Below are 23,186 nucleotides of genomic sequence, written 5' to 3' on the forward strand. Positions count from 1 at the left end.
CCTACGGCAGCGACGGGCCGATCTGGTTGCACAGTGAGACACCGCACGCCGGGCGGACCGGCTGCGGAACTGCTTCGGGCTTACTGCGGAGCTGCTTCGGGCCTACTGCGGCGGCGAGCCCTTCGATCCGTTGCACAGCGGGACGCTGCCGAACGCGCCGTTGTTGGCGCCGCCGTGCCCATCCACCGCGCTGACCCAGCCCCAGCTCTTGTCGTTTGCCTCGGTCCAGGCCCACCAGTTGTTGTAGTACTGCCCGCCGCTCTCGGTCTCGGTCCGGCCCTGTGCCTGGCAGATCACCCAGTTCGTGCCCTGCGGAAGATAGCCGACGACGCCTCCGCCGCTGTTCAGGACCGGCGATCCGCCGCTGGAGCCGTTGCCCGCGGTGTCGAACGTGCAGTTGATACCGGTACCCTGCGGGGTCGAGGAGGTGCCGCCGCACGGGACCGGCGCGGGCGCCGGAGCGTGCGAGGTCGACGGCGGCGGCGCGGCGGTGGTGTGCGACGCAGGCGGGGCGGACGAGGTGTGCGCGGACGTGCCCGCCGGCGGTGCCACAGAGGAGTGCCCGGCCGAGGAGGACGTGGCCGCCTGGCCGCCCGAGGTGGCGCCCTGGGCCGGTGCGGATGCGCCGCTGGACGAGGGCGCGCTGGTGCCCGCGGGTGGAACGCCGTTGGAGGTCGGCAGGGAGTCGCCGGGCTTGGAGCTGCCGGCCGACAGGTCCCCGCCGTCCTTGCCGCCGGACGTGGTTTGCGCAGAGCTCTGGTTCGAGGCGTCTCCTTGCAACGCGGTCGCGCCGCCGGTTTTGCTGCCGCCGGATGCCAGCGCCACGCCGCCGGCGACGATCGCGGCCAGGAGCACGGCCGCGCCGCCGATGAGCGCTACCGACTTCTTGCGCTGCGGCGGTAGCTGCTCGGTGTCGCCGGGGCGTTGGGTGCGCGGGGCGTATGGGCCTTGCGGACCTTGCGGGCCGCCGCGGCCGCCCGCGCCGCCGCGCCCGGACATGTCGCCGAAGCCCGCGGCGTTGAGCGCGTTGCCGGTGAGCGCGGCCGCGTCGCGACCGGGACCGATGTCGGCGCCGTAGCCGGCGACGCCGCCGGAGCCGACGGCCGCCCGACCCGCGCCGGACTGCCCGCCCAGGCTCCCGAAGCGGGGGTCTTGCAGGTCCAGGCGCGCGGTCTCGGCCGCCGCGTGTGCCGCCGTCAGGTCGTAGTCCCGGACGGTGTGCATCGCCAGCGGCTTGGGCAGCCAGGTCGTGGCCAGTCCGAGCGTGTCGCCGGTCGTGCCGCCGCCGGACCAGTCGGTCGTGGTGACCGGGACGCCGGGCCAGTCGCTTTCGCCGCGCAGGCGCTGGGCCTCGGCGGCGAGCCGTGCGGCGTCGGGGCGCCGGCTGGGGTCCTTGGACAGGCACTGCGTCACCAGCGGCTGAAGTTCGGTGGGCAGTTCGCTCAGGTCCGGCTCGCCGTGGACCACGCGGTAGGCGACCGTGACCGGCTCGCCGCTGCCGAAGGCGAGTTTGCCGGTGGCGGCGAAGGCGAGCACCACGCCGCCGGCGAAGACGTCGCCGGCCGGGAGCATCGCCTGGCTCTCGATGCGCTCCGGCGCGATGAAGCCGGCCACGCCGAGCACGCCGGCGTGGGTGGCGGTGAGCTTGGTGTCGTCGGTCGCGCGGGCGATGCCGAAGTCGATCAGGCGCGGGCCGTCGGCGGCGAGCAGGATGTTGTTGGGCTTGATGTCCCGGTGCACCACGCCGGCCGCGTGCACGGCCGCGAGCGCCTGGCCCAGGCACTGCGCCAGCACCGCGACGGTCTCGGTGGGCAGCGGGCCGAAGCGGGTGACCGCGGCGTCCAGCGTCGGGCCGGCGACGTATTCGGTGGCCAGCCACGGCGATTCGGCGTCCGGGTCGGCGTCCAGCACCCGGGAGATCCACGGCCCGCTGACCCGGCGCGCCGAGGAGATCTCGCGGCGGAAGCGGGCCCGGAAGTCGGGGTCCTGCAGGAAGTCGGTGCGGACCACCTTCACCGCGGCGGGCCGCCCGGCGGGGTCCCAGCCCAGGTAGACACTGCCCATACCGCCGGCGCCCAGCCGGCCGGTCAGGACGTACGGACCGATCCGGTGCGGGTCCCCGGCACCAAGCGTCTGCATCGTCATCGTCCCCCATCCCGTTCTTCGACTGACGATCAGATGGTTACCATACCGATGATGGGCATGATCATGGCCACGGTGCTGAGACTGCGGTCATGCGTTGTCAGGCGCAGTCATACACGGTCATGCGCTGTCAGAGGCAGCGTGGATCTCGCGCAGTTCGCGCTTGAGGACCTTGCCGGAGGGGTTCTTCGGGAGCGCGGGGACGATGACCACCTTCTTGGGCGTCTTGAACCCCGCCAGCCGCGCCCGGCAGAACTCGACGACCTCCTCCGGCTCCAGCCGCTCCCCCGGCTTGACCACCACCGCCGCGCAGACCATCTCGATCCAGTACGGATCCGGCACGCCGAACACCGCCACCTCGGCGACCGCCGGGTGCTGGTAGACGGTCTCCTCGACCTCGCGGCTCGCGACGTTCTCCCCGCCGGTCTTGATCATGTCCTTCTTCCGGTCCACGACGGCGAGGTAGCCCTCCTCGTCCATGACGCCGAGGTCGCCGCTGTGGAACCAGCCGCCGCGGAAGGCCTCGGCGGTGCGCTCGGGGTCGTTCCAGTAGCCGAGCATCGTGTGCGGGCCGCGGTGCACGATCTCGCCGACCTCGCCGCGCGGGACCTCGTTCCCGGCGTCGTCGACCACGCGGGTCTCGACGTTGAGCGCGGCACGGCCGGCCGAGCCGGGCTTGCGTTCCTGGTCCTCCGGACCGAGCACGGTGGCGACCGGGGACATCTCGGTCTGGCCGTAGAAGTTGTACAGCCGCAGCTCGGGAAGCCGGCGGCGCAGTTCGGCCAGGACCTCGACCGGCATCGCGGCGGCACCGTAGTAGCCCTTGCGCAGGGTACTGAGATCGCGGGCGTCGAAATCGGGATGGCGCAGCAGGGCGATCCAGACCGTCGGCGGGCAGAAGAGCTTGGTGACGTGCTCCAGCTCGACGGTGCGCAGGATCGTCGCGGGATCGGCGCCGGGGAGCACGATGCTGGTGGCGCCGAGCTGGATGTCGGGGGTGAGGAAGCAGTGAAGCTGCGCGCAGTGGTAGAGCGGGAGGGCGTGGACCTCGATGTCGTCGGCGGACATGGCGCCGGTGACGATGGCACTGGTGTACTGCGCGATCAGGTTCCGGGTGGACATGACGGCGCCCTTGGGACGTGACTCCGTGCCGGAGGTGTACATGATCTGGACGGGGTCGTCGTCGGTGACGGGGGCGTCGGGCTCGTCGGCGGAGGCGTTTCGGTAGGCGGTCTCGAAGTCGAGCCAGCCTTCCGGGGTCTCGGTGGCGCCGCTACTGATCGCGGCCCTGACGACAGGCACGATGCCGGCGACCTGGCACGCGCGGTCAGCGGTGTCGGCCAGCGCGTCCTCAGCGATGACCGCGACGGCGCCGGAATGCGTGAGAACGTAGGCGATCTCATCGGGACCCAGCATGAAATTCACCGGCACGGAGACCGCACCGAGCCGCGCGAGCGCGAAGTAGGCGACGACGAAGCCGTGCGAATTGTGCGCGAGCAACAGGACCCGATCCCCGTACCGCACACCCCGCTCAGCAAGGGCATTCGCGGCCCGACTGACGGTCACATCAAGCTCGGCAAAAGTCTGCCGCACCCCACCGAAGACGAGCGCCAGCTTGCCAGGCTCCCGCGCAGCACTACGACGCAACAAGTCGGCAAGCGTACCGCGCCGGGCAATGGACTGGTCACCGCTCGGGTGCCACGCATTCTGGGCCGTCATCGGTCCAGGCAAGCGGAGTGGCCGGGCAGCGTCAAGACCTCCCACCCCGAGCTCGCCGCTCGATCAGCCCGCAGCCGCCTCGCTGTCCGGCCAGGTCCGCAGGCCTCGTGCCAGGGCCACGAAAGCGCGTTCGGCGGGTGATAGGAGGCGGTCTCGGCGGTAGGCGATCACTACTGGGCGGGAGCGTAGGGGTGGGTCGACTTCGAGGACTGCTAGGCGGCCGTCTTTGACTTCGGTGTCGATGGCGTGTTCGGAGATCAGGGAGATGCCTAGGCCGGCTGCTACGGATTGCTTGATGGTTTCTGGGCCCCACATGTCGGCTTTGGGCATGTCGTCGAGGTCCCAGTTGATCAGGGCTGCTTCTTGGAGGTCGCGGGTTTGGGAGCCGGGTTCGCGCAGGAGGAAGCGTTCGCCTGCCAGCTGGGGTGCGGTGATGTGGGGGGTGGGGTGGGTCAGGGGGTGGCCGGGGGCGGCTACTAGGAGGAGGCGTTCGTCGAGGACTGTTTCGGTTTTCAGTTGGGGGGCTGCGGGTTGGCCGGCGACGATGGCCAGGCCGAGTTCGCCGTCCAGGAGGCGCTTGAGGATCTGGCCGTTGTTGCCGACGACGATGTCGCACTCGATGTTCTGGTGCCGTTCGCGGAAGCGTGCGAGCAGTCGTGGCAGCAGGTACGTGCCGACCGTGGTCGTGCCGCCGACTTCCAGGCGCCCGGACTGGACGCCGGATACCTCGCGGATGGCTGCGACCGCTTCCTCGGTCAGGAGGAAGATGCGGCGTGCGTACTCGGCCAGGACTTCGCCCTCGGCGGTGGGGCGGATGCGCGGGCCGGAGCGGTCTATCAGGGTTGTCTGCAGCGACTGTTCGAGGTTGCGGACGTGGTTGGAGACCGAGGGCTGGCTCATGTAGAGCTTCTGCGCGGCCGCCGAGAAGCCGCCGGTCTCGACGACGGTCAGGAAGATCGACAGGCGGTGCAAGTTCAGCTGCGTCACGGTTGGTCCACTTCCCACGCCTCCTGGCCCGTGCCCGCCAGCCTAATCCGCGGCGTTAACAGCGGGCAGATGCTCGGCGGCCGGCGCGGATCGTCGAGATGGACGTTTCCAGCGCCGCCGGGAAGCGCGAGGGGCGATCAGGGAACGCGCGATGAGGGTGCCGGCATGGCGGCCATCGCCGAGACGAACCCCAGCGGGTCGGCCAGCAACGGCTCGAACGCCTTCTCCGCGGCGCCGATCAGCGTGGAGTCCGCGCCGAGTCCCGGCGTCACCAGGCGCACGCCCTCGCGGACCACGCCGAGGCTCCCGGAGAGCAGGTTGGTGCGGATCTGCCCCTGGATGCCGGGGAACACGTCGCCGAACAGGCCGCCGAAGATCACCATGCTGGGGTTGAAGACCGTGACGATGTTCGCCACGCCCAGGGCGATCCAGCCGCCGATGTGCTCCAGCGCGCGGACCGACTTCTCATCGCCGGCCGCCGCCTCGGCGACGAGTTCGGCCACGGTCGCGCGGCGTCCGTCGGCATGGCCGGCCGCGGCCAGGATCGCCGGCTCGCCGATTTCGGTCTCCCAGCAGCCGCGCGCGCCGCAGCGGCACAGCCGGCCGGAGGGGTTGACCACCATGTGCCCGACCTCGCCGGCGTAGCCGTCGTGTCCGGACATGGCCTCGCCGCCGGCGATCACCCCGGCGCCGACGCCGACCTCGCCGACGATGTACACCAGGTCGTCGCAGCCCACTGCCACGCCCCGGGTGCGTTCGGCCAGGGCGCCGAGGTCCGCGTCGTTGCCGACCGCGACCGGGGCCTGGATGCCGAAGGTCTCCACCAGGCGGCGGTGCAGGATGTCGCCGAGCGGGGCGTCGCCCCAGTCGTCCCAGTTCATGTTGGGGACGAAACGCAGCATGCCGTCGGAGTTGCGGACGGCGGCCGGGACCGCCGCGCCCACCCCGGCGCAGAAGGCGCCGGGCGGGATGTCCTCGGAGGACAGCAGCTCGCCGGTGAAGCGCTCCAGGTGCCCCATGACGTCTTCGAGGTCGTAGTCGCCGCGCGGGCGGTACAGCTCGCGCCGGTCGAGCACCTGTCCGCCCAGGCCCACCCGGGCCGCGACGACGAAGTCGACGCCGATCATGTAGGCCAGCGCGTACACGTGCGCGGCCCTGGGCACCACGACCAGGGACGGCCGGCCGGCACCGAGGTGCTGGCCGGGCAGCTCTTCCTCGACCAACCCGGCCGAGGACAGGTCGGCGGTCAGCGCGCCGATCGTCGAGCGGTTGAGGTTCATGCTCGCGGTGAGCACGGCGCGCGAGGTCGGTCCGTGCTGGTGGACATAGCGCAAGAGGGTCGACAGGTTGTGCCGGCGCAGTTCCTCCTGGGTCACTCCGTAAGTGAACCCCTTGCGGGCCCTCATGGTTCTCTCCTCGCTGCGCGTTTCCCCGCTCTGTGGGCCGGTTTCAGCCGGTCCCGGACCTTGATGAACCGAGACCGGCTGACTCACCGCCTCAGTGCGAGTCGCCTCGGCCGACGCGGCGCGAGGTCGCGTCGAACCCGGCCGCGAGGAGCAGCACCAGACCGGTGACGATCCACTGCCAGGCCTGGCTGTTCGCGCCCTTGATCAGGTCGCCCATACCGTTCTGGATCACCGCCACCACCAGGCCGCCCCACACGGCGTCCATGATGCGGCCGCGTCCGCCGAACAGGCTGGTGCCACCGATGACGGCCGCGCCGACGGCGAGGAGCAGGGTGTTGCCGGCGCCGAAGTTCGAGGCCACCGACTCCAGCTGCGAGGCCTGCACGACACCGGCCACCGCGGCCAGCGTGGAGCAGATCACGAACACCGAGATCCGGATCCGGTCGACCCGGATACCGGCCCGGCGCGAGGCCTCGTCGTTGCCGCCGACGGCGTAGACGTGGCGCCCGTACCGGGTGCGGCTGAGCAGGAAGGTCAGGCCCACCGTCAGGACGATCAGCAGCAGGACGACCCAGGGGATGCCCTCGATCTTCAGGTTGTTGAAGAAGGCGTTCTGCTGGATCGCGCGGTTCTCGCCGAGCAGGTAGACGAACACCGCCCCGAGGATGAGCATCAGCAGCGTCTTGGCGAAGGTCACCAGGGCCGGCTCGGCCTCCAGGCCCGCCGAGCGCCGGCTCACCGCGATGCGCAGCTTGACCAGGGCGTAGCCGCCGGCCACCACGGCCAGCATGACCCAGCCCAGCCACAGCGGCATCAGGTTGTTGTTGTAGCCCTCGAGCGTGATGATCGGCTTGGCGGCCTGGTCCGGCAGGGAGATCGAGCCGGCCTTGCCGACCTGCATCAGCACGATGCCCTGGAAGGACAGGAACGCGGCCAGGGTGACCACGAAGGAGGGGATGCGCACCTTGGCGCGCAGCCATCCGATCAGGAAGCCCAGGACCGCGCCGGTGACGATCGCGGCCAGCACGGCCACGTACCACGGCAGGCTGTGCCGCACGATCATGACCGCCATCAGCGCCGCGCACACGCCGGAGGCGGTGCCCGCGCTCAGGTCGATCTCGCCCAGCAGCAGGACGAAGATCAGGCCCATGGCCAGCACGATGATCGGTGCGGCCTGGGTGACCAGGTTGGCGATGTTGTACAGCGACAGGAAGCCGTTCTGCACGATCGCGAAGAAGATGACCAGGACGACCAGCCCGGCCACGGCGGGCATGGAGCCCAGCTCGCCGCCGCGGGCGCGCTCGAGGCGGTTGCGGCCGTAGGCCAAGAGCGTGCCGGCCGCGCCGGTCTCCGGAACCGTCTCGCCGGTGGCGGTCGCGGTGCCGGTCGGGTTCTCGGTAGCGGTCATGCCGTCACCCCGTCGGTTCCGTCGGATTCGTTGGAGGCCTGCTCGCCCTGGTTCGCCTCGGCCGCGCTCAGGGCGTCGGAGACCCCGGTGCCGCCGGCGGCGTTGAGGCCGTTGCCGTTGGCGCCGTTGCCGTTGGCGCCGGGCTGCAGGCCCAGGTCCCCGGAGCGGCCGGCGGTGATCAGCTCGACGATCTGGGTCTGGGTCACCTCGGAGCGCTTGACCTGAGCGGCCATCCGCCCCAGGTACAGCGCGGCGATGCGGTCGGAGACCTCGAGCACGTCGCGCATGTTGTGCGAGATCAGGATGACCGCGTGGCCGCGGTCGGCCAGCCGGCGCACCAGTTCCAGGACCTGCGCGGTCTGGGCCACGCCGAGCGCGGCGGTCGGCTCGTCGAGGATGACGACCTTGGAGTTCCACAGCACGGACTTGGCGATCGCGACCGTCTGGCGCTGGCCGCCGGACAGGCTGGAGACCTGCTGGCGCAGCGACTTCACGGTGCGGACCGACAGGCCGGCCAGGGTCTCCCCGGCCAGGCGCTCCATGGCGTTCTCATCCAGCGTGCGCCAGCCGGAGACGCGCTCGCGGCCCAGGAACATGTTGCCGACGATGTCCAGGTTCTCGCACAGCGCGAGGTCCTGGTAGACGATCTCGATGCCCAGCGCGGCGGCGTCGCGCGGGTCGTGGACCTTGACGTCGTTGCCCTCGAAGACGTAGTCGCCGCTGTCGATGGAGTACGTGCCACCGATGCACTTGACCAGCGTGGACTTGCCGGCGCCGTTGTCGCCGACCAGGGCGGTGACCTCTCCGGCGTGCGCCTCGAAGTCGACGTCCTGCAGCACATGGACCGGGCCGAAGGACTTGTTGACACTCCGCAACTGAAGGATCGGCTCGCCCGACCCCGCCGTCCGGGGTGCCGCGGACGTGGTTGTTTCCGTCACCTCACACCTCTCTCAACTCATGACGCCCAGCAATCGAACGGTCGAGCCAGAGCGGTCGAGCCCGAACGGTCTTGCCTTCAGCGACCGTCTCCGGACCGCCGTATGGGCTTCGCAGGGGGGTTATAGAGCTCCCGCGCGGAGCACTGACCAGCGGCGACAGCATCGGAAGTGAGAAACCCGATGCGGCCGCCGCGGGTCGCTTGGTGCTACTTGATGCCGGCCGCCGTGCACTTGGCGGCGAAGTCGCCGGTGCAGACGTCGGCGGCCTTCTGGTAGCCGTCGGTGAACGGCAGGGTGATGTTGGACTTGTCCACCACGACCGGGGTCGCCAGGTAGGACGGGACATCACGGTTGCCGGTCGGGTCGTGGACCACGGCCGGCGCGGTCGGCTTCTGGCCGGACAGGACCTGGCTGGCCAGCTTGACGGCCACGTCGGCCTCGCCCTTGACCGGCTTGTAGATCGTGAAGCACTGGTCGCCGTTGAGGATGTTCTGCAGACCGGTCGCGGTCGCGTCCTGGCCGGAGACAGCCACCTTGCCGTTGAGGCCCTGCTGCTTCAGGACGGTGATGGCCGCGTTGGCCATCTCGTCGTTGGCGACCATGACCGCGTTCAGGTCCGGAGCGCCCTGCAGCAGCTTCTGGAACACCGACTGCGCGGTGCCGGCCGGGTTGTCCCAGTTGCCGGACTGGTCGCCGGCCTGGGTCCAGCCGGTCTGCGCCTTCAGCACGCTGTCGTAGCCCTGCTTGAACAGCGTCGCGTTGTTGTCGGTCGCGGCGCCGTCCTCCTCGACGTACTTCACCGCGGTCTTGCCGGCGACCTGGGTGCACTTGGTCAGGGCGGTGCCCTGCGCCTTGCCGACGGCCACGTTGTCGAAGGAGACGTAGTACTGCGCGGTGCCGCCGAGCGTGAGCCGGTCGTAGTCGATGGTGACGACGCCCTTGGCCTGCGCCTGCGCCTCGATCGCCTTGGCCGAGCCGGAGTCCAGGTTGGTGAGCATCAGCACGCCGACGCCCTCGTTCAGCATCGACTGCGCCTGCGAGGTCATCGTCGTGGCAGAACCGTTGGAGTTCTGGATGTCACAGGTCAGGCCGTACTGCGCGCACTGCGTCTTCAGCTCGTCGGGGTCGGAGTTGACCCACCGCGGCGAGGAGTTGGTGTCCGGCAGCAGGATGCCGACCTTGTTGTTCTTGTACGTGGGCGTGCCACTGCTGCTACTGCTGCTGCTGGAGCCCGCAGCGGCGCTGGTCGTCGAGCTGCCACCGCCCGTGGTGGAACCGCTGCTGCTGCTCTTAGAGCTACTGCATCCAGCTGCGCTCAACGCAACCGCGGCGCCGAGTGCGGTGATTGCGAGTATCGCCTTACGCATGGGAGCTTGCCCCTTTCTGGTTCCGCACGTCGCCTACCCCCGGGAGGCGCCGCCGATATGTTGACGCGCAAAACCTATTCGGGTCCGGACCATGATCGCCATGAGGTAGCGGACACGAATCCGCCATGAACGCGTCACGAAACGGCAACGTAAGAACCATTCGATGACACAGAGCAGCCATCGGGCCCGGACAACCCCCTCGTCGGGGCCGGAACTGGGCGCTCTGCGAAGTTTCGTAGGAACGCCGGTCCGGGAGCGGTGGCGGGCGGGGGTCCGGGGTGCGCACCTCAAATACGCTCAACGCGCGATGCGCCCGGACGGTGCGGTTGCGACGGCTGGTGTTGGACGGACGAGGCGCACGGGACCGGCGAGGGTGCATTGGTGGCGGGGGGCAACCTTGATCGCGATGTTGCGGGATGCTTGGTGCACTAATAGTCGCTCGTGGGCGATAGGTAGCCCTTATCCCGATTTCGGACGAAATCTCAGGCAGCGCGCCTTTGATGTCTTCGACAAAGGAGTGAGGAGTCCAGAGCCTGCGCCGGCCGCCCGTCCGCGACCTTTGCCGACAAGCTCCTAACAAACTCCTGCGCGCTGGAATCGTGGTGGCTAGGCCCAGTGCGAGGGTCGGGCGAGGCCGTCGGGGATCTTCGTACCCTGATCTGCGAGCGCCGCGTTCAGCTGTGTCTGCGTCAGGAATATCGCGCCGGTCAGATCCGCCCCGGCCAGCTTCGCATCGCGCAGATCGGCGCCGATCAGATCGGCCCGCCGCAGGTCAGCGCCCGAGAGGTCGGCGCCGATGAGGTAAGCGCCGCGCAGGTCCGCTCCTTGGAAGTCCGCACCTGCCAGCCGGGCGCCGATGAGGTCCGCGCCGCGGCGGTCCTTCTTCCGGCCGCCGCCGATGCCCGCGCGCGTCAGGGTGCTGACTTCCGAAAGCAGTTCGCTGACGCCGGCGCGGTGCGCGGAGAGGTCCAGCGCCAACAAATCCTCCAGCGGCAACCGGGACAGCCGTTCGGTCTCCTCGGCGGACCAGCCGACCTCGGTGCGCAGGGCTGAGGCCGAGGCCAGCGTCTCGGCCTCGGCCAGGTACCACAGCATCTCGTGCAGCTGGCGCATCACCGGCAGCGCCGCGAACATCTGCGGGGCGCTGTGCGGCGCCTCGCGCCACGACACGCCGCCGAACGTCTGTCTCGACAGCTTCTGGCCGGCGCCGAAGCAGTCGTACACCGTGCAGCCCTGGAAGCCGCGGCCGCGCAGTCCGGTGTGGATCGAGCAGCGGTCGTCGGCGGCCAGGTTGGGGCACGGCGTCCCGGCGGACTTGTCGACGGCGAAGTCCTGGGACGCCGTGAACGCCAGCCCCACGCAGCACAGCGCGAAGCAGTTCGCGCAGTCGGCCGCGAGATCGGCACGACTGGTGCGCTCGGTGCGCTCGGGGTGCTCCTTGCGCTCCGCGCGCTCCGTGCTTTCGTTGCCCTGCATGGGAAGCGGCGCCTGTCCCTACCTCCAGCCCTAGAGCTGGCGCATCACGTCGGAGGCGATGAGCTCCATGTGGTCCAGGTCCTGCAGGTCGAGGAACTGCAGGTACAGGCGCTGCGCGCCGATGCCGGCGTAGCGCCCGATCTTCTCCACAACCTCTCCCGGCGTGCCGGCCAGTCCGTTCTCGCGCAGCTCGGCCGGCTCGCGGCCGATCGCGGCGGCGCGCTTGGCGAACTCGGCCTCGTCGCGGCCGACGCAGGCGACCAGGGCGGCGGAGTACGTCATCGACTCCGGCGAGCGGCCGTTGGCGCTCACCGCCTCGCGCACGGTGGTGAACAGCTTGTCGCTGTCGTCGAAGGGGCGGAAGGAGGTGTTGAACTCGCTGGCGTAGCGGGCGGCCAGGCGCGGGGTGCGCTTCGGGCCGCCGCCGCCGAGGATGATCGGCGGGTGCGGCTTGGTGGCCGGCTTGGGCAGCGCCGGGGACTCCGAGACGGCGTAGTGCTCGCCCTTGAAGGTGTAGGTGGCGCCGTCGGGGGTGTTCCAGAGCCCGGTGATGATCTCCAGCTGCTCCTCCAGGAGCCCGAAGCGCTTCTCCGGGAAGGGGATGCCGTAGGCGGTGTGCTCGTCCTCGAACCAACCGGTACCCAGACCCAGCTCGACACGGCCCGGACCGGCCATGGCGTCGACCTGCGCGACGGAGATCGCCAGCGGGCCGGGCAGCCGGAAGGTGGCCGGGCTGACCAGCGTGCCGAGCTTGATGCGGCGGGTGTCGCGGGCCAGGCCGGCCAGGGTGATCCAGGCGTCGGTGGGACCGGGCTCGCCGGTCACCTCGCCCATCTTCAGGTAGTGGTCGGAACGGAAGAACGCGTCGAAGCCCAGGTCCTCGGCGGCCTTGGCGACGGTGAGGAGCGTGTCGTACGAAGCGCCCTGCTGTGGCTCGGTGAAGATGCGCAAGTCCATGGGGCAAGCCTCGCACACCGCGGACCGTCCCCGAGGACGCCCGGGCCGGTCCTGCCCGGTCGTGGCGGCGCCGGTACGGCAGGATGGCGGTATGCGCCTGCCCTACCTCAACAGCCGCCTGGCCCCGATGGGCACCACGATCTTCGCCGAGATGTCCGCGCTGGCCGTCGCGACCGGCTCGATCAACCTCGGCCAGGGCTTCCCCGACACCGACGGGCCCGAGGAGATCAAGCGCGCCGCCGCCGAGGCAGTGCTGTCCGGACGCGGCAACCAGTACCCGCCCGGACCCGGCATCCCGGAGCTGCGCACCGCCGTCGCCGCGCACCAGAAACGCTTCTACGGCCTGGACTTCGACCCCGACACCGAGGTCCTCATCACCGCCGGCGCCACCGAGGCCATCGCGGCGGCGATGCTGGCCCTGCTCGAGCCGGGCGACGAAGTGGTGGCGTTCGAGCCCTACTACGACTCCTACACCGCGTGCATCGCCATGGCCGGCGGCGTCCGCGTCCCGGTGACCCTGCGCCCCCCGCACTTCCGCCCGGACCTGGACGCCCTGCGCGCCGCCGTGACCGACCGCACCCGCCTGCTCCTGCTGAACACCCCGCACAACCCGACCGGCATGGTCCTCACCCGCGCGGAATCCGAGGCCATCGCGCAGCTCGTCCGCGAACGCGACCTCCTGGTCGTCACCGACGAGGTCTACGAACACCTGACCTTCGGCCCGGAGCACATCCCCCTGGCGACCCTGCCCGGCATGCGCGAGCGCACGGTGACCATCGGCTCAGCCGGCAAAACCTTCTCCTTCACCGGCTGGAAGGTCGGCTGGGTAACAGCGCCCCCGGCACTGGTCTCCGCAGTCCGCAGCGCCAAGCAGTTCCTCACCTACGTCGCCAGCGGCCCGTTCCAGTACGCCGCCGCAACAGCACTGGCCCTACCGGACGCATACTTCAGCACCCTGCGCACCGACCTGGAACGCAAACGCGACCTCCTCGCCGACGGCCTGACCGCAGCCGGCTTCGAAGTCTTCCGCCCAGACGGCACCTACTTCATCACCACCGACATCAGCGCCCTGACCCCCAAGGGCGGCATGGACTTCTGCCGCGAACTCCCCGAACGCTGCGGCGTCGTAGCCATCCCCAACCAGGTCTTCTACGACGACACCGAAGCCGCCCGCAGCCTGGTCCGCTTCGCCTTCTGCAAGAAGGACGAGGTCCTGACCGAAGCCGTCGAGCGCCTGGGGCGTCTGAAGGGGTAGCGCGAGCGCGGCGAGCTGTTCGCCGTCAGCGAAAGCACTCGGGCTCCGGTTGGCGCGCTGAACGGCTGACGCCCCTGGACCCTTCTGCGACGCCGGTCGCGATCCTGGTCGTTAGGGTGCCGGGTGCGGGCAAGAGCACGCTCGCCGAAGGACTGGCTCGGGAGCTGCGCGCGCCGGTGTTCTCCATGGAGTGGCAACTCGGGACGCTGACGCCGTTCCGGAATGTGACTAACGAGAATCAGACTCCGGTGGCGGAGATGATGCTCGTCGGCGCGCTCGCTCGGCAGCTGCAGCTCGGACTGGACGTGGTGACCGACGCGACCGGTCATGAGGTCGAGGGCGGGACCGGTATCGGCGGGTTGCCGCAAGCCTCGGAGGCGTGGTCCGAGCCGCACCTCATCATGGACTCTGCGACACAGGATGCTGGGACGACACTCAAGCGTGTGCTGGACGCGGTGGCGACGGGGCGGAGCAGCTGAGAAACAAGGCCTCGAATAGGACGCCGCGGTCCCGGTCCGCACGAGGCAGACCGGGACCGCGAAGCTCGCAGAGCTCACAGGTTCTCAGGGCTCAGCGTTTCTCAGAGCTCGATCTTTCTCAGAGCCCGAAGCTCCTCAGAGCTTGACGACCTGGCCCGGGAAGATCAGGTTCGGGTTGCTGATCTGGCCCTTGTTCAGCTGGAACAGGGTCTGCCAGCCGCCGGCGACGTGGTGGGTGACGGCGATCTGGGACAGGGTGTCGCCGGTCTTGATGACGTAGGTCGCGCCGGTCGGCTGGGTCTGCGGGGCGGGAGCCGGCTGGGTGTTCTGCTTCGGCGCGGTCCAGGACTGGGTCTGCTGCTTGGGCGCCGGCTGGGTCTGCGGCTTGGGCGCCTGCTGCGTCTGGGTCTGCGTCTGCGTGGTGGAGGTGCTCGCGGTGCCGGGGTTCACGGCGGGTGCGGCGCTGCCGGCGGTGAGGCCGGCGCGGGGGCCGCAGACGGGCCAGGCGCCGGGGCCCTGGGAGGCCAGGAGGTGCTCGGCGATGGCTATCTGCTGGTCCTTGGTGGCCAGGTCGGCTCGGGGGGCGTACTGGCCGCCGCCGGCGCCGAGCCAGGAGCTGGTGGAGAACTGGAGGCCGCCGTAGTAGCCGTTGCCGGTGTTGATGGCCCAGTTGCCGCCGCTTTCGCAGGCGGCGACCTGGTCCCAGGTGGAGACGCTGGCCGCGCTGGCGGTGGAGGCCAGCAGGGCGGGCAGGACGACGGCGGCGCCGGCCACGGAGGCCACGACGATTCCGGTCTTCTTGCGGCTGGACAGGGTGAACATGTTCGCCGAGCAACTCTCTCCGCCACGCCGGAGGGCGCGGTGCGCCCGCCTCCTGCTCCGCTCACGGGGGTCGATGGCAGATGACTCTCGCGGTCCGGGGCAGGAAGGGGCGTGCCGGCCGGCGAGGTCCCCGCTCGCGGCGGGGCATGCCCCAGACGGTAAGCACAAGCCTGACCAAATCACAAGAACGATGACATGCAGTTGATATAGGACGCACCGGCCGTAAGGGATATGGGTGTCTTCGGCGACAGATCTCACGATCCGTGGCGGCCGGATCACCGGCGGGGCAAAGGAAACCGGAAAGGCCCTGAAGTGTTCTCAGGGCCTTTTCGGAGCGCGCAAAACGGGACGATTCACCCCACTCGGCGGCGGTGTCCGGGGTCCTGGCGCGGCATCCGCTGCGCCGTCGGCGGTACCGGCGCGGGCAGCGTCGCGACCTCGGTCAGCTCCTGCTGGTACAGCGCCGCGGCGTCCGGCAGCTTCGGGAACGAGGTGTCCGGACGGGACATACGCAGCGTCCTGGTCATGTCACCGACGGTATGGCGCCGCCACTGGCTGATGTTCGGCTCCCACACCCCGAACCGCCGCTCCAGGAACCGCAGCGTCGAGGTGTGGTCGAACAGCTCCGAGCAGACGTAGCCGCCGGCGCTCCACGGCGAGATGACCAGCGTCGGCACCCGGAACCCGAGCCCGGCGGGACCGGCGATGCCCTGGCACTCCGCCGGCAGCGGGTCCACCGTGATCCACTCCCCCGGCGTCCCGGGCGGCGCGGTCGGCGGCGGCACGTGGTCGAACAGACCGTCGTTCTCGTCGTAGGTGATGATCAGCAGCGTCTTGGCCCACACCTGAGGGTGCTGCCCGAGCGCGTCCAGCACGTCCCAGATGTAGTTCGCGCCGGCGCCGGGCAGCCCCGGCGGGTGCTCGCTGGCCTCCGGCAGCCCGATCGAGGGCATGTACTGCGAGTTCAGCCAGCTGACGGCGGGCAGGTCGCCGTTGGCGATGTCGTCGGCGATCGCCTGCGGCGGCCGCGGCTGCATCCCGTTGATCCACAAGGACGAATCCTGCGGCGCCTGCTGGAACTGCTGGAACCAGCCGAGGTCCGAGCCCGCGGTGTTGGGGACGTAGTAGCGCCAGCTGATGCCCGCGGCCTCCAGGCGCTCGGCGTAGGTGGTCCAGCGGAACGGCGCCGGGTTGGCGTTGCTCACCACCGGCCCGCCGGCCGCGCCGTCCGGGTCGTTGGTGCCGCTGATCGCGAACAGCCGGTTGGGATGCGTCGGCCCGAAGACCGAGCAGTGGTAGTTGTCGCAGATCGTGAAGGCGTCGGCGAGCGCGTAGTGGAACGGCAGATCCTGCTTGGTCAGGTAGCCCATGGACCACGGGCCGCCGTCGGTGGCGCGGTGCGCGGCCATCCAGCCGTCCATCGCGCCGCCGTTCCACGAGGTGTGCTGGGCGTGCCAGCCGTGGTCGGTGCTCGGGTACTTGGCTCCGCTGGTCTTGGTGGTGTCGACGCGGAACGGCAGGGTGTAGCCGTCGGGGTTGGCCGGGTCCGGCTGGTAGAAGACCGGACGGCCGTCCGGCAGGCGGATCGCCTCGCGGTCGTCGAACCCCCGGACTCCGGACATCGTGCCGTAGTAGTGGTCGAAGCTGCGGTTCTCCTGCATCAGGATCATGACGTGCTCGATCTGGTCGAGCGAGTGCAGCCGCAGATCCGGGGCGGCGGCGGCCATCGCCTTGGTCAGCGAGGCCGGCAGCGACAGCGCCGAGGTGGCGGCGGCGGTGGTGGTCAGCAGGCGGCGGCGGGTCAGTGACATGCGCGGGCTCCTGTCTTTCCCAGAGGACTGAGATGGCGTCCTCCCCTGGCAAGGTAATCGCCGACGGTGGATTCGGGGAGAACGTCCGGCTGCCCGCCGGTGCCGGATGATGGCGGCGTGACCGTTTCCGTTGTCTGGGCCCGCGAGCCCATCCCGTCCGGACCGAGCGTCTTCCTGGCCGGTCCGACCCCGCGCTCCAAGACCGTCGCTTCCTGGCGTCCGCAAGCGATTCAGGCTTTGGACGCGGCATGGCAGGCGCCGCGGACGCTGCACATCCTGGTGCCGGAGAACCCCGGCGGTCTGCGCGAAACCGAGTACGAGGACCAGATCGAATGGGAATGGGAGGGTTTGGACCGGGCTTCGGCGATTCTGTTCTGGATCCCCCGAGATCTGCGCACTCTGCCGGGATTCACCACGAACGTGGAGTTCGGATTCGTCGCGGGCTCCGGCCGAACGGTGCTCGGCTGCCCGCCGGAGTGCCCGAATCCGGAAAGGAATCGCTACCTGATCCGCCTGGCGCGCAGGTTGGGCGTAGCCGTGACGGAGACGATGGCTGACACGGTCGCAGCGGCGATGGAGATCATCTCAATGATCGACGTCACACAATGATCTCGAACCGTCTACGTTTGAGGCCGGTATTTAGGGTTAACCCTCTCGTCTGTGCACTCGCCGTCAACCCGTTGCGGTAGCGTGGCGAAGCACTTCGCACGTCCAACAACAATGGGGGTACCACCAATGTCCACCACGCGTGGCGTCCGGATTCTCGTCGGCACGGCCCTGGCGTCATCCATCATTCTGCTCGGGGGCTGTGCTTCGTCCGGCACCACTCCGGCTGCCGGCGGCAGCACCTCGAACCCGCTGGGCGGGAGCACGTCCCACTCCACGGCGGCGTCCACCGGCGGCTCGTCCAGCAGCTCCTCCTCGGACGACTCCAGCAGCAGCAGCTCCTCCTCCTCGGACGACTCCAGCAGCAGCGGCGGCCTGACCGGCAACAGCAACGACCCGGGCTGCTCGGCCGCGGAGTCGGACGTCACCAGCGGCACGACCGCGATGAGCAACGCCGGCAGCGACCCGGCGGGCGCGCTGGCGGCGATCAAGGCCATCGGCGACAAGCTCCACGCCGACGCCGGCAAGTCCACCAACCCGACCGCCGCCGCGGCGATCAAGAAGGTCGGCGACGACTACGTCAACGTCGCCACCCAGGCCGCCGCCGGCAAGGCGCCCGACACCACCTCGATGGTGAACGACGCGACCGCGATGGCCACGGCCTGCGAGGGCTGACCCAGGTCGCGAGAAGACAACACGGGGAAGCGGTAGAGACGGTCCGGCCGGGGATTCCGGCCGGACCGCCTTGCGTTCACGGCTGTCTGGGCACGTAATCAGCACGTGTATCAGTACTCAGACACACCGGTTCTCAGTACTCAGACACACCCGTGGATGTCGCTGGTCGAGGACGCCACGATCGTGTCCAGCAGCCCGGGCACGATCACGTGCACCGCGTTGACCGTCAGCGCGTGGTCGCCGCCGGAGCCGGTGGCGATCTGCTCGTTCAGGATCAGCTTGATCCCCAGCACGTTCACCGTGGTGTTCGGTCCCGGGGTGATGCTGACCGGGACGGCGATCCCGCCCACCGTGATGGAGGCGACGGTCGCGCCGCCGGCGCCGCCCGCGCAGACCATGTGCGAGGTGGAGGTCACCGCGCCGATCTGGATCGCCGGCAGACCGAGCAGGCCGATGCCGACGCGCTGCACCGAGGCGTTGGCGGTGGAGGAGTCCGGGTTCACCGCGGTGGAGACGTTGGCGCACAGCGTGCCGGCGTTGATCAGGCCGCTGAGGGTCACCACGCACGGCGGCGAGCTGGCCGTGGCGACGGTCGTGGCCACCGGTCCGGCCTCGGGTGTCGGCGCGATGCCGACCAGGCCGGAGGATTTCAGGCCGAAGGCGTGGCCGGTCAACAGGATCTGCCAGATCACCTGGACAGTGTTGGAGGTGACCGTGCCGGCCGGGTTCGCCGTGGAGGCCTGGAGGGTGTCGGTCCCCGCTGCCGTGCCGGTGTAGGTCAGCGTCGCGTTGCCCGAGGCGTCGGTGGAGACTGCTTTGGTCAGGCCGGCGTTCGGGCCGCTGAGCACGGCGAAGGTGATCGGCGCGCCCTGCAGCGGGTCGCCGCAGCTGTTGACGTAGTTGGCGGTGACAGAGGCCTGCGATCCGACCGCGCGGTCCTGCTGCGGCGGCGCCAGCGACAGCACCGATCCCGGGCAGGAGACGCTGCCGACCGGTGCCCACTGCTGGGACTCGTTGCCCATGCCGCAGCTGGCGCCGTCGACGCCGCCGGTGTTCAGGATCTTGCCGGTGTCGTTGAACGTGCTGACCACGCCGTCGATGGAGACCGTGACGAGCGGGACCACGCCGGACTGGTCGCAGTGCCCGGACCAGTCGGCGCCGTTCGGCCCGATGTCGGAGGTGTCGAAGGAGCCGTCGGAGGTGCAGCCGGCGCTGAAGGAGTTGATCGTCTGGGTGATGATGTACTGCCCGTTCGGACCGAGCGGGACGTTGTGCCGCCAGATGTCGTACACGCAGGTGCCGAAGCTCACCTTGACGTAGTCGACGCTGACGTTGACCCCGGTGTTGTTGATCAGCCGCACCGCGCCGGCGTCGAAGGTGCACCCGCCGGTGCAGCCGCCGTAGGTGACATCCGGCGCGCCCTCCCACGGCGTCGGGAAGTTGTTGGGATTCGCGCGCAGGTTGTCGGCGTAGCCGACCTGCACGGCGACGTTCGCCGCGGCGTGCGCCCGGCCCGCGGGTCCGACGACGACCGCGGCGCAGGCGAGCGCCAGCATTCCGAGGAACGCCAGGGCTCTTCGCAAGCCGGTCGTGGTTGCTGACATCATCCACCCCTTCTTCCACCCGATAAGGACTCCCGCGCGGACGCCTGCCCCACTAAGACCCCTAATACGGACGTGGCAGCCGCGCGCCGGTGAACCTATACGAGCTCTGATTCACCGTCGCTCGGGCGCGGGCCGGGCGTTGCCTGGCGCGGCGATTCGCCGTCCGCCACACTCATGCCGCATACCGCGCCGACCGGCGGCGACCGGCGGATGAATCAGAGAACTGATTCAGTGCGCGGACGGTGTCAGCACCTGTTCGGACAGCCCGAGCCGCGCGGCGAGGATCTCGCGTCCGGCCGGCGTCACCAACACCGCGCGCGTGGTCCCGACGCGCTTGATCCAGCCCTTGTCCAGAGCGTGGCCGCACAGCGCCGCGCCGACGGCGCCGGCCAGATGCGGGCGGCGTTCGGTCCAGTCCAGGCAGGGGCGCAGCGCCGGGCGCTTGGCGGCGGTCGGGACCTCGATCCCGAGTTCGGCCAGCCAGCGCGCGCCGTCCGGGGTCAGGCTCAGACCGTGCTCCCAGTCGACCAGCTCGCGCTCGGTCATCGCGTCCGCGATCGCCACGCCGACGCGCCCGGCGAGGTGGTCGTAGCAGGTGCGGGCGTGGGCCAGCGCGCGCCGGCGGCTGTCGGCGGACAGCGTGCGCGGCGGCGGTGCGGAACGGACCGGGGCGGCGGCGGCCAGGGTCTCGATCAGTTCGGCGATCTGCTGGTCGGCGAGGCGGACGTAGCGGTGCCGGCCTTGGCGTTCCTCGGCGAGCAGGCCGCCGGCGACCATCGCGTTCAGGTGCTCGGTGGCGGTGGACGCCGCGACGCCGGCGTGCCGCGCCAGTTCGGTCGGGGTCCAGGCGCGGCCGTCGAGCAGGGCCAGGCAGAACGTGGCGCGGGTGCCGTCGGCCAGCAGGCGGGCGATGGCGGCCAGGTCGGCGCCGGCCAGCAGGGGGTTCGCGGGGCTCGCCGCGTCAGTGGTGACAGGGCCGGTAGTGCTCATACCAGCGATTATCGTCCGGCCACCGTTCGGCGGCGGCCGAAACGTCCGCTGCTTACCGTCGGCTCATGAGCACCACGACCAGCACGAGCACCACGCCGAGCACGACCGGCACCGATCGGGCCGATCGGGCCGACCGGGACAACCGGGCCGACCACGTCGCGATCGAGCCGTCGATCCTCTACTTCGGCACCCCGGTGGTGCTGCTGTCCACCGAGAACGACGACGGCTCGGCCAACCTGGCGCCGATCTCCTCGGCCTGGGCCCTCGGGTCCACGATCGTCCTGGGCCTCGGCGCTGAGGGGCAGACCGCGTACAACCTCGCGCGCCGCCCGCAGATCGTGATCAACGTCCCCGGACCGCATCTGTGGCGCCGGATCGAGAGCCTGGCGGGGGTGACCGGACGGTTCCCGGTCCCGGAGAGCAAACCGGCGGGGATGCGGTACGAGCCTGACAAGTTCGGTGTATCAGGGTTCACATCCCAGGAGTCGGAGGTTGTCATCCCGCCGCGGGTCGCCGAGTGCGGGCTGCAGTTCGAAGCCGCTGTGGCGCGGGCGCTGCCGGACGTCACCGAGGACTTCCTCATCGTCGAGGCGCACGTGCTCAAGGTGCACGCCGATCCGGCGATCGTGATCCCGGGCACGAACCACGTGGAGCCGGCGGCGTGGAGCCCGCTGATCTACAACTTCCGCCACTACTTCGGGCTCGGCGGCGAACTCGGGCACACCTGGCGCAGCCAGACCCCGCGCGGCGCCGCATCTCAGGACTCGCATACCCGTTAGTAGCGATCTACCTGGGGTTTTTGATCTGACGTTCCGTTATATTACTTGTCAGTAAGTGCGTGACTTCTCACGCGGGCGGTAGTAGAACAAGTTCTCAAAATCCGCACCATGTGAGGAGCGTCACATGAGCGCAACATCAAGGCACGACCCAGGAGCCCGAGGTCTGTCACGGCGCGGATTCCTGGCCGGTACAGGCACGGTTCTGGGCGCGGCGGCCCTCGGCGGCCTGTCGGCCTCCCGGGCCTCCGCCGCGCAGCGCAGCACCCCCATCTCCAACGGAGCCCACGTCCAGGCGCTGATCATCGGCACCGGATACGGCGGCTCGGTCGCGGCGCTGCGGCTGGCCCAGGCCGGCATCGCGGTGGAGATGATCGAGATGGGCATGGCCTGGGACACCCCGGGGTCGGACGGGAAGATCTTCTGCAACCTGACCAGTCCGGACCAGCGGTCCTTCTGGCTGCGGACGCAGACCAAGCAGCCCGTCGGCTACTTCCTCGGGATCCCGATCGACCGCGCCATCCCGAACTACACCGGCATCCTCGACGCCGAGGACTTCGCCGGGATCACGGTCTACCAAGGGCGCGGCATCGGCGGCGGGTCCCTGGTGAACGGCGGTATGGCGGTGACGCCGAAGCAGGAGAACTTCGGCGCGATCCTGCCCTCGGTGAACCCCGCCGAGATGTACAACGTCTACTACCCGCGCGCCAACGCCGGTCTCGGCGCCGGCGTCGTCCCGCAGAGCTGGTTCACCAAAACCGACTGGTACCAGTTCGCGCGCGTCGGGCAGAAGCAGGCCGGGCGGTCCGGGTTCCCGTTCCAGTTCGTGCCGGACGTGTACGACTGGAACTACATGCAGCAGGAGGACGCCGGCACGGTCCCGAAGTCGGCGCTGGGCCAGGAACTGCTCTACGGCAACAACTACGGCAAGAAGTCCCTGCAGAAGACGTACATCCCGGCGGCGCTGGCCACCGGCAAGGTGAACATCTCCCCGCTGCACAAGGTGACCTCGGTGTCCCCGGCCTCCGGCGGCGGCTACACGGTGCTGATGAACCAGCTGGACACCTCCGGGAACGTGGTCGTCACCAAGGAGGTCACCGCCGACAAGGTGGTCTTCGCCGCGGGCAGCGTGGGCACCAGCAAGCTGCTGGTCCAGATGCGCGACACCGGGCAGCTGCCGCACCTGAACGACCAGGTCGGGCAGGGCTGGGGCGACAACGGCAACATCATGGTCGGCCGGGCGAACCAGATCTGGGACCCCACCGGCTCCAAACAGTCCACGGTCCCGTGCGGCGGCATCGACAACTGGACCAAGGGCGGCGCGTTCGCCGAGGTGGCGCCGCTGCCGATCGGGATCGAGACCTGGGCCTCGCTGTACCTGTCGATCACGAAGAACCCGCACCGCGCGCAGTTCACCTGGAACGCCGCCACGCAGAAGGTCGACCTGAGCTGGCAGCTGGCGTGGAAGCAGGACGGCATCACGATGGCCAAGAGCATCTTCGACAAGATCAACTCCACCGAGGGCACCATCTACCGGACCGACCTGTTCGGCTCGTATAAGACCTGGCAGGACCAGCTGACGTACCACCCGCTGGGCGGCGCGGTGCTGAATCAGGCCACGGACAACTACGGCCGGCTGACCGCCTATCCGGGCCTGTACGTGATGGACGGCGCGCTGATCCCCGGCAACACCAGCGTGAACCCGTTCGTCACCATCACCGCGCTGGCCGAGCGCAACATCGAGAACATCATCGCCAATGGCGGATGA

At 69.8% G+C, this 23,186-nt stretch carries 19 protein-coding genes; 6 read left to right on the plus strand and 13 right to left on the minus strand.

Translation table 11 applies throughout. The features are described 5' to 3' along the window. Nucleotides 1-102 precede the first annotated feature (102 nt). The 9 genes from CACI_RS46195 to CACI_RS29480 form a co-directional block, all read right to left on the minus strand. Nucleotides 103-2,145, minus strand: coding sequence for a protein kinase domain-containing protein (locus CACI_RS46195; RefSeq protein WP_015794530.1), 2,043 nt, complete (start codon nucleotides 2,143-2,145; stop codon nucleotides 103-105). Between the two features lie 117 nt (nucleotides 2,146-2,262). Further along, complete coding sequence (locus tag CACI_RS29445) at nucleotides 2,263-3,861, minus strand: acyl-CoA synthetase (RefSeq protein ID WP_015794531.1); 1,599 nt, start codon at nucleotides 3,859-3,861, stop codon at nucleotides 2,263-2,265. 63 nt (nucleotides 3,862-3,924) lie between these two features. After that, entirely contained in the window at nucleotides 3,925-4,848 is a 924-nt protein-coding gene (locus tag CACI_RS29450) for a LysR family transcriptional regulator (RefSeq protein ID WP_015794532.1), read from the minus strand. Nucleotides 4,849-4,985: 137 nt separating this feature from the next. Continuing rightward, a complete protein-coding gene (locus CACI_RS29455) occupies nucleotides 4,986-6,254 on the minus strand; it encodes an ROK family protein (RefSeq protein ID WP_015794533.1) in 1,269 nt (422 codons plus the stop codon). Between the two features lie 91 nt (nucleotides 6,255-6,345). Next, nucleotides 6,346-7,662 carry a sugar ABC transporter permease gene (locus CACI_RS29460; protein WP_015794534.1) on the minus strand — a complete coding sequence of 439 codons (1,317 nt, stop codon included), beginning with the start codon at nucleotides 7,660-7,662 and terminating at the stop codon, nucleotides 6,346-6,348. Continuing rightward, nucleotides 7,659-8,600 (minus strand): ATP-binding cassette domain-containing protein, encoded by a 942-nt coding sequence (locus CACI_RS29465; RefSeq protein WP_015794535.1) that lies wholly within the window; start codon nucleotides 8,598-8,600, stop codon nucleotides 7,659-7,661. The genes CACI_RS29460 and CACI_RS29465 overlap by 4 nt, the downstream gene beginning before the upstream one ends. Nucleotides 8,601-8,806: 206 nt before the next feature. After that, the gene (locus CACI_RS29470; RefSeq protein WP_015794536.1) at nucleotides 8,807-9,967 is read right to left on the minus strand and encodes a sugar ABC transporter substrate-binding protein; all 1,161 of its coding nucleotides are present in this window, start codon (nucleotides 9,965-9,967) and stop codon (nucleotides 8,807-8,809) included. Between the two features lie 606 nt (nucleotides 9,968-10,573). Then, on the minus strand, nucleotides 10,574-11,443 hold the full coding sequence (locus CACI_RS29475; protein WP_015794537.1) for a pentapeptide repeat-containing protein: 870 nt from the start codon (nucleotides 11,441-11,443) through the stop codon (nucleotides 10,574-10,576). Nucleotides 11,444-11,473: 30 nt separating this feature from the next. Beyond that, complete coding sequence (locus CACI_RS29480; RefSeq protein ID WP_015794538.1) at nucleotides 11,474-12,400, minus strand: LLM class F420-dependent oxidoreductase; 927 nt, start codon at nucleotides 12,398-12,400, stop codon at nucleotides 11,474-11,476. A 91-nt stretch (nucleotides 12,401-12,491) separates the two neighbouring features. Between CACI_RS29480 and CACI_RS29485 the strand changes: the two genes are divergently transcribed. Both CACI_RS29485 and CACI_RS29490 read left to right on the plus strand, forming a co-directional pair. Further along, nucleotides 12,492-13,655, plus strand: a complete 1,164-nt coding sequence (locus CACI_RS29485; RefSeq protein WP_015794539.1) for a pyridoxal phosphate-dependent aminotransferase — start codon at nucleotides 12,492-12,494, stop codon at nucleotides 13,653-13,655. Nucleotides 13,656-13,771: 116 nt separating this feature from the next. Beyond that, nucleotides 13,772-14,134 carry a hypothetical protein gene (locus CACI_RS29490; protein WP_015794540.1) on the plus strand — a complete coding sequence of 121 codons (363 nt, stop codon included), beginning with the start codon at nucleotides 13,772-13,774 and terminating at the stop codon, nucleotides 14,132-14,134. A 135-nt stretch (nucleotides 14,135-14,269) separates the two neighbouring features. Here CACI_RS29490 and CACI_RS53930 read toward each other — a convergent pair whose 3' ends face one another. Next, entirely contained in the window at nucleotides 14,270-14,956 is a 687-nt protein-coding gene (locus CACI_RS53930) for a transglycosylase family protein (RefSeq protein WP_015794541.1), read from the minus strand. A gap of 353 nt (nucleotides 14,957-15,309) precedes the next feature. Next, on the minus strand, nucleotides 15,310-16,767 hold the full coding sequence (locus CACI_RS29500) for an alkaline phosphatase family protein (protein WP_015794542.1): 1,458 nt from the start codon (nucleotides 16,765-16,767) through the stop codon (nucleotides 15,310-15,312). 117 nt (nucleotides 16,768-16,884) lie between these two features. Here CACI_RS29500 and CACI_RS29505 point away from each other — a divergent pair, with 117 nt between their 5' ends. Both CACI_RS29505 and CACI_RS29510 read left to right on the plus strand, forming a co-directional pair. Next, nucleotides 16,885-17,376, plus strand: coding sequence for a nucleoside 2-deoxyribosyltransferase domain-containing protein (locus tag CACI_RS29505; RefSeq protein WP_015794543.1), 492 nt, complete (start codon nucleotides 16,885-16,887; stop codon nucleotides 17,374-17,376). Nucleotides 17,377-17,502: 126 nt separating this feature from the next. Then, nucleotides 17,503-18,048, plus strand: a complete 546-nt coding sequence (locus CACI_RS29510) for a hypothetical protein (RefSeq protein ID WP_015794544.1) — start codon at nucleotides 17,503-17,505, stop codon at nucleotides 18,046-18,048. A 140-nt stretch (nucleotides 18,049-18,188) separates the two neighbouring features. Here the strand turns inward: CACI_RS29510 and CACI_RS29515 are convergent, their stop codons facing one another. Next, on the minus strand, nucleotides 18,189-19,655 hold the full coding sequence (locus tag CACI_RS29515) for a choice-of-anchor P family protein (RefSeq protein ID WP_015794545.1): 1,467 nt from the start codon (nucleotides 19,653-19,655) through the stop codon (nucleotides 18,189-18,191). A 225-nt stretch (nucleotides 19,656-19,880) separates the two neighbouring features. After that, nucleotides 19,881-20,642, minus strand: coding sequence for an ArsR/SmtB family transcription factor (locus CACI_RS29520; RefSeq protein ID WP_015794546.1), 762 nt, complete (start codon nucleotides 20,640-20,642; stop codon nucleotides 19,881-19,883). 65 nt (nucleotides 20,643-20,707) lie between these two features. On the opposite strand from CACI_RS29520, the gene CACI_RS29525 reads away from it, so the two are divergent. Both CACI_RS29525 and CACI_RS29530 read left to right on the plus strand, forming a co-directional pair. After that, the gene (locus tag CACI_RS29525; protein ID WP_015794547.1) at nucleotides 20,708-21,421 is read left to right on the plus strand and encodes a flavin reductase family protein; all 714 of its coding nucleotides are present in this window, start codon (nucleotides 20,708-20,710) and stop codon (nucleotides 21,419-21,421) included. Between the two features lie 124 nt (nucleotides 21,422-21,545). Next, nucleotides 21,546-23,186 (plus strand): GMC oxidoreductase, encoded by a 1,641-nt coding sequence (locus CACI_RS29530; RefSeq protein WP_015794548.1) that lies wholly within the window; start codon nucleotides 21,546-21,548, stop codon nucleotides 23,184-23,186.

The organism is Catenulispora acidiphila DSM 44928, from assembly GCF_000024025.1.
Taxonomy (GTDB): Bacteria; Actinomycetota; Actinomycetes; order Streptomycetales; family Catenulisporaceae; genus Catenulispora; species Catenulispora acidiphila.

Excerpts from the sequence above, each read along its gene's own strand:
- CACI_RS46195 (WP_015794530.1), bottom strand. The coding sequence starts at position 2,145 with ATGACGATGCAGACGCTTGGTGCCGGGGACCCGCACCGGATCGGTCCG.
- CACI_RS29445 (WP_015794531.1), bottom strand. The coding sequence starts at position 3,861 with ATGACGGCCCAGAATGCGTGGCACCCGAGCGGTGACCAGTCCATTGCC.
- CACI_RS29455 (WP_015794533.1), bottom strand. The coding sequence starts at position 6,254 with ATGAGGGCCCGCAAGGGGTTCACTTACGGAGTGACCCAGGAGGAACTG.
- CACI_RS29460 (WP_015794534.1), bottom strand. The coding sequence starts at position 7,662 with ATGACCGCTACCGAGAACCCGACCGGCACCGCGACCGCCACCGGCGAG.
- CACI_RS29470 (WP_015794536.1), bottom strand. The coding sequence starts at position 9,967 with ATGCGTAAGGCGATACTCGCAATCACCGCACTCGGCGCCGCGGTTGCG.
- CACI_RS29475 (WP_015794537.1), bottom strand. The coding sequence starts at position 11,443 with ATGCAGGGCAACGAAAGCACGGAGCGCGCGGAGCGCAAGGAGCACCCC.
- CACI_RS29480 (WP_015794538.1), bottom strand. The coding sequence starts at position 12,400 with ATGGACTTGCGCATCTTCACCGAGCCACAGCAGGGCGCTTCGTACGAC.
- CACI_RS29485 (WP_015794539.1), top strand. The coding sequence starts at position 12,492 with ATGCGCCTGCCCTACCTCAACAGCCGCCTGGCCCCGATGGGCACCACG.
- CACI_RS53930 (WP_015794541.1), bottom strand. The coding sequence starts at position 14,956 with ATGTTCACCCTGTCCAGCCGCAAGAAGACCGGAATCGTCGTGGCCTCC.
- CACI_RS29500 (WP_015794542.1), bottom strand. The coding sequence starts at position 16,767 with ATGTCACTGACCCGCCGCCGCCTGCTGACCACCACCGCCGCCGCCACC.
- CACI_RS29510 (WP_015794544.1), top strand. The coding sequence starts at position 17,503 with ATGTCCACCACGCGTGGCGTCCGGATTCTCGTCGGCACGGCCCTGGCG.
- CACI_RS29515 (WP_015794545.1), bottom strand. The coding sequence starts at position 19,655 with ATGATGTCAGCAACCACGACCGGCTTGCGAAGAGCCCTGGCGTTCCTC.
- CACI_RS29520 (WP_015794546.1), bottom strand. The coding sequence starts at position 20,642 with ATGAGCACTACCGGCCCTGTCACCACTGACGCGGCGAGCCCCGCGAAC.
- CACI_RS29525 (WP_015794547.1), top strand. The coding sequence starts at position 20,708 with ATGAGCACCACGACCAGCACGAGCACCACGCCGAGCACGACCGGCACC.
- CACI_RS29530 (WP_015794548.1), top strand. The coding sequence starts at position 21,546 with ATGAGCGCAACATCAAGGCACGACCCAGGAGCCCGAGGTCTGTCACGG.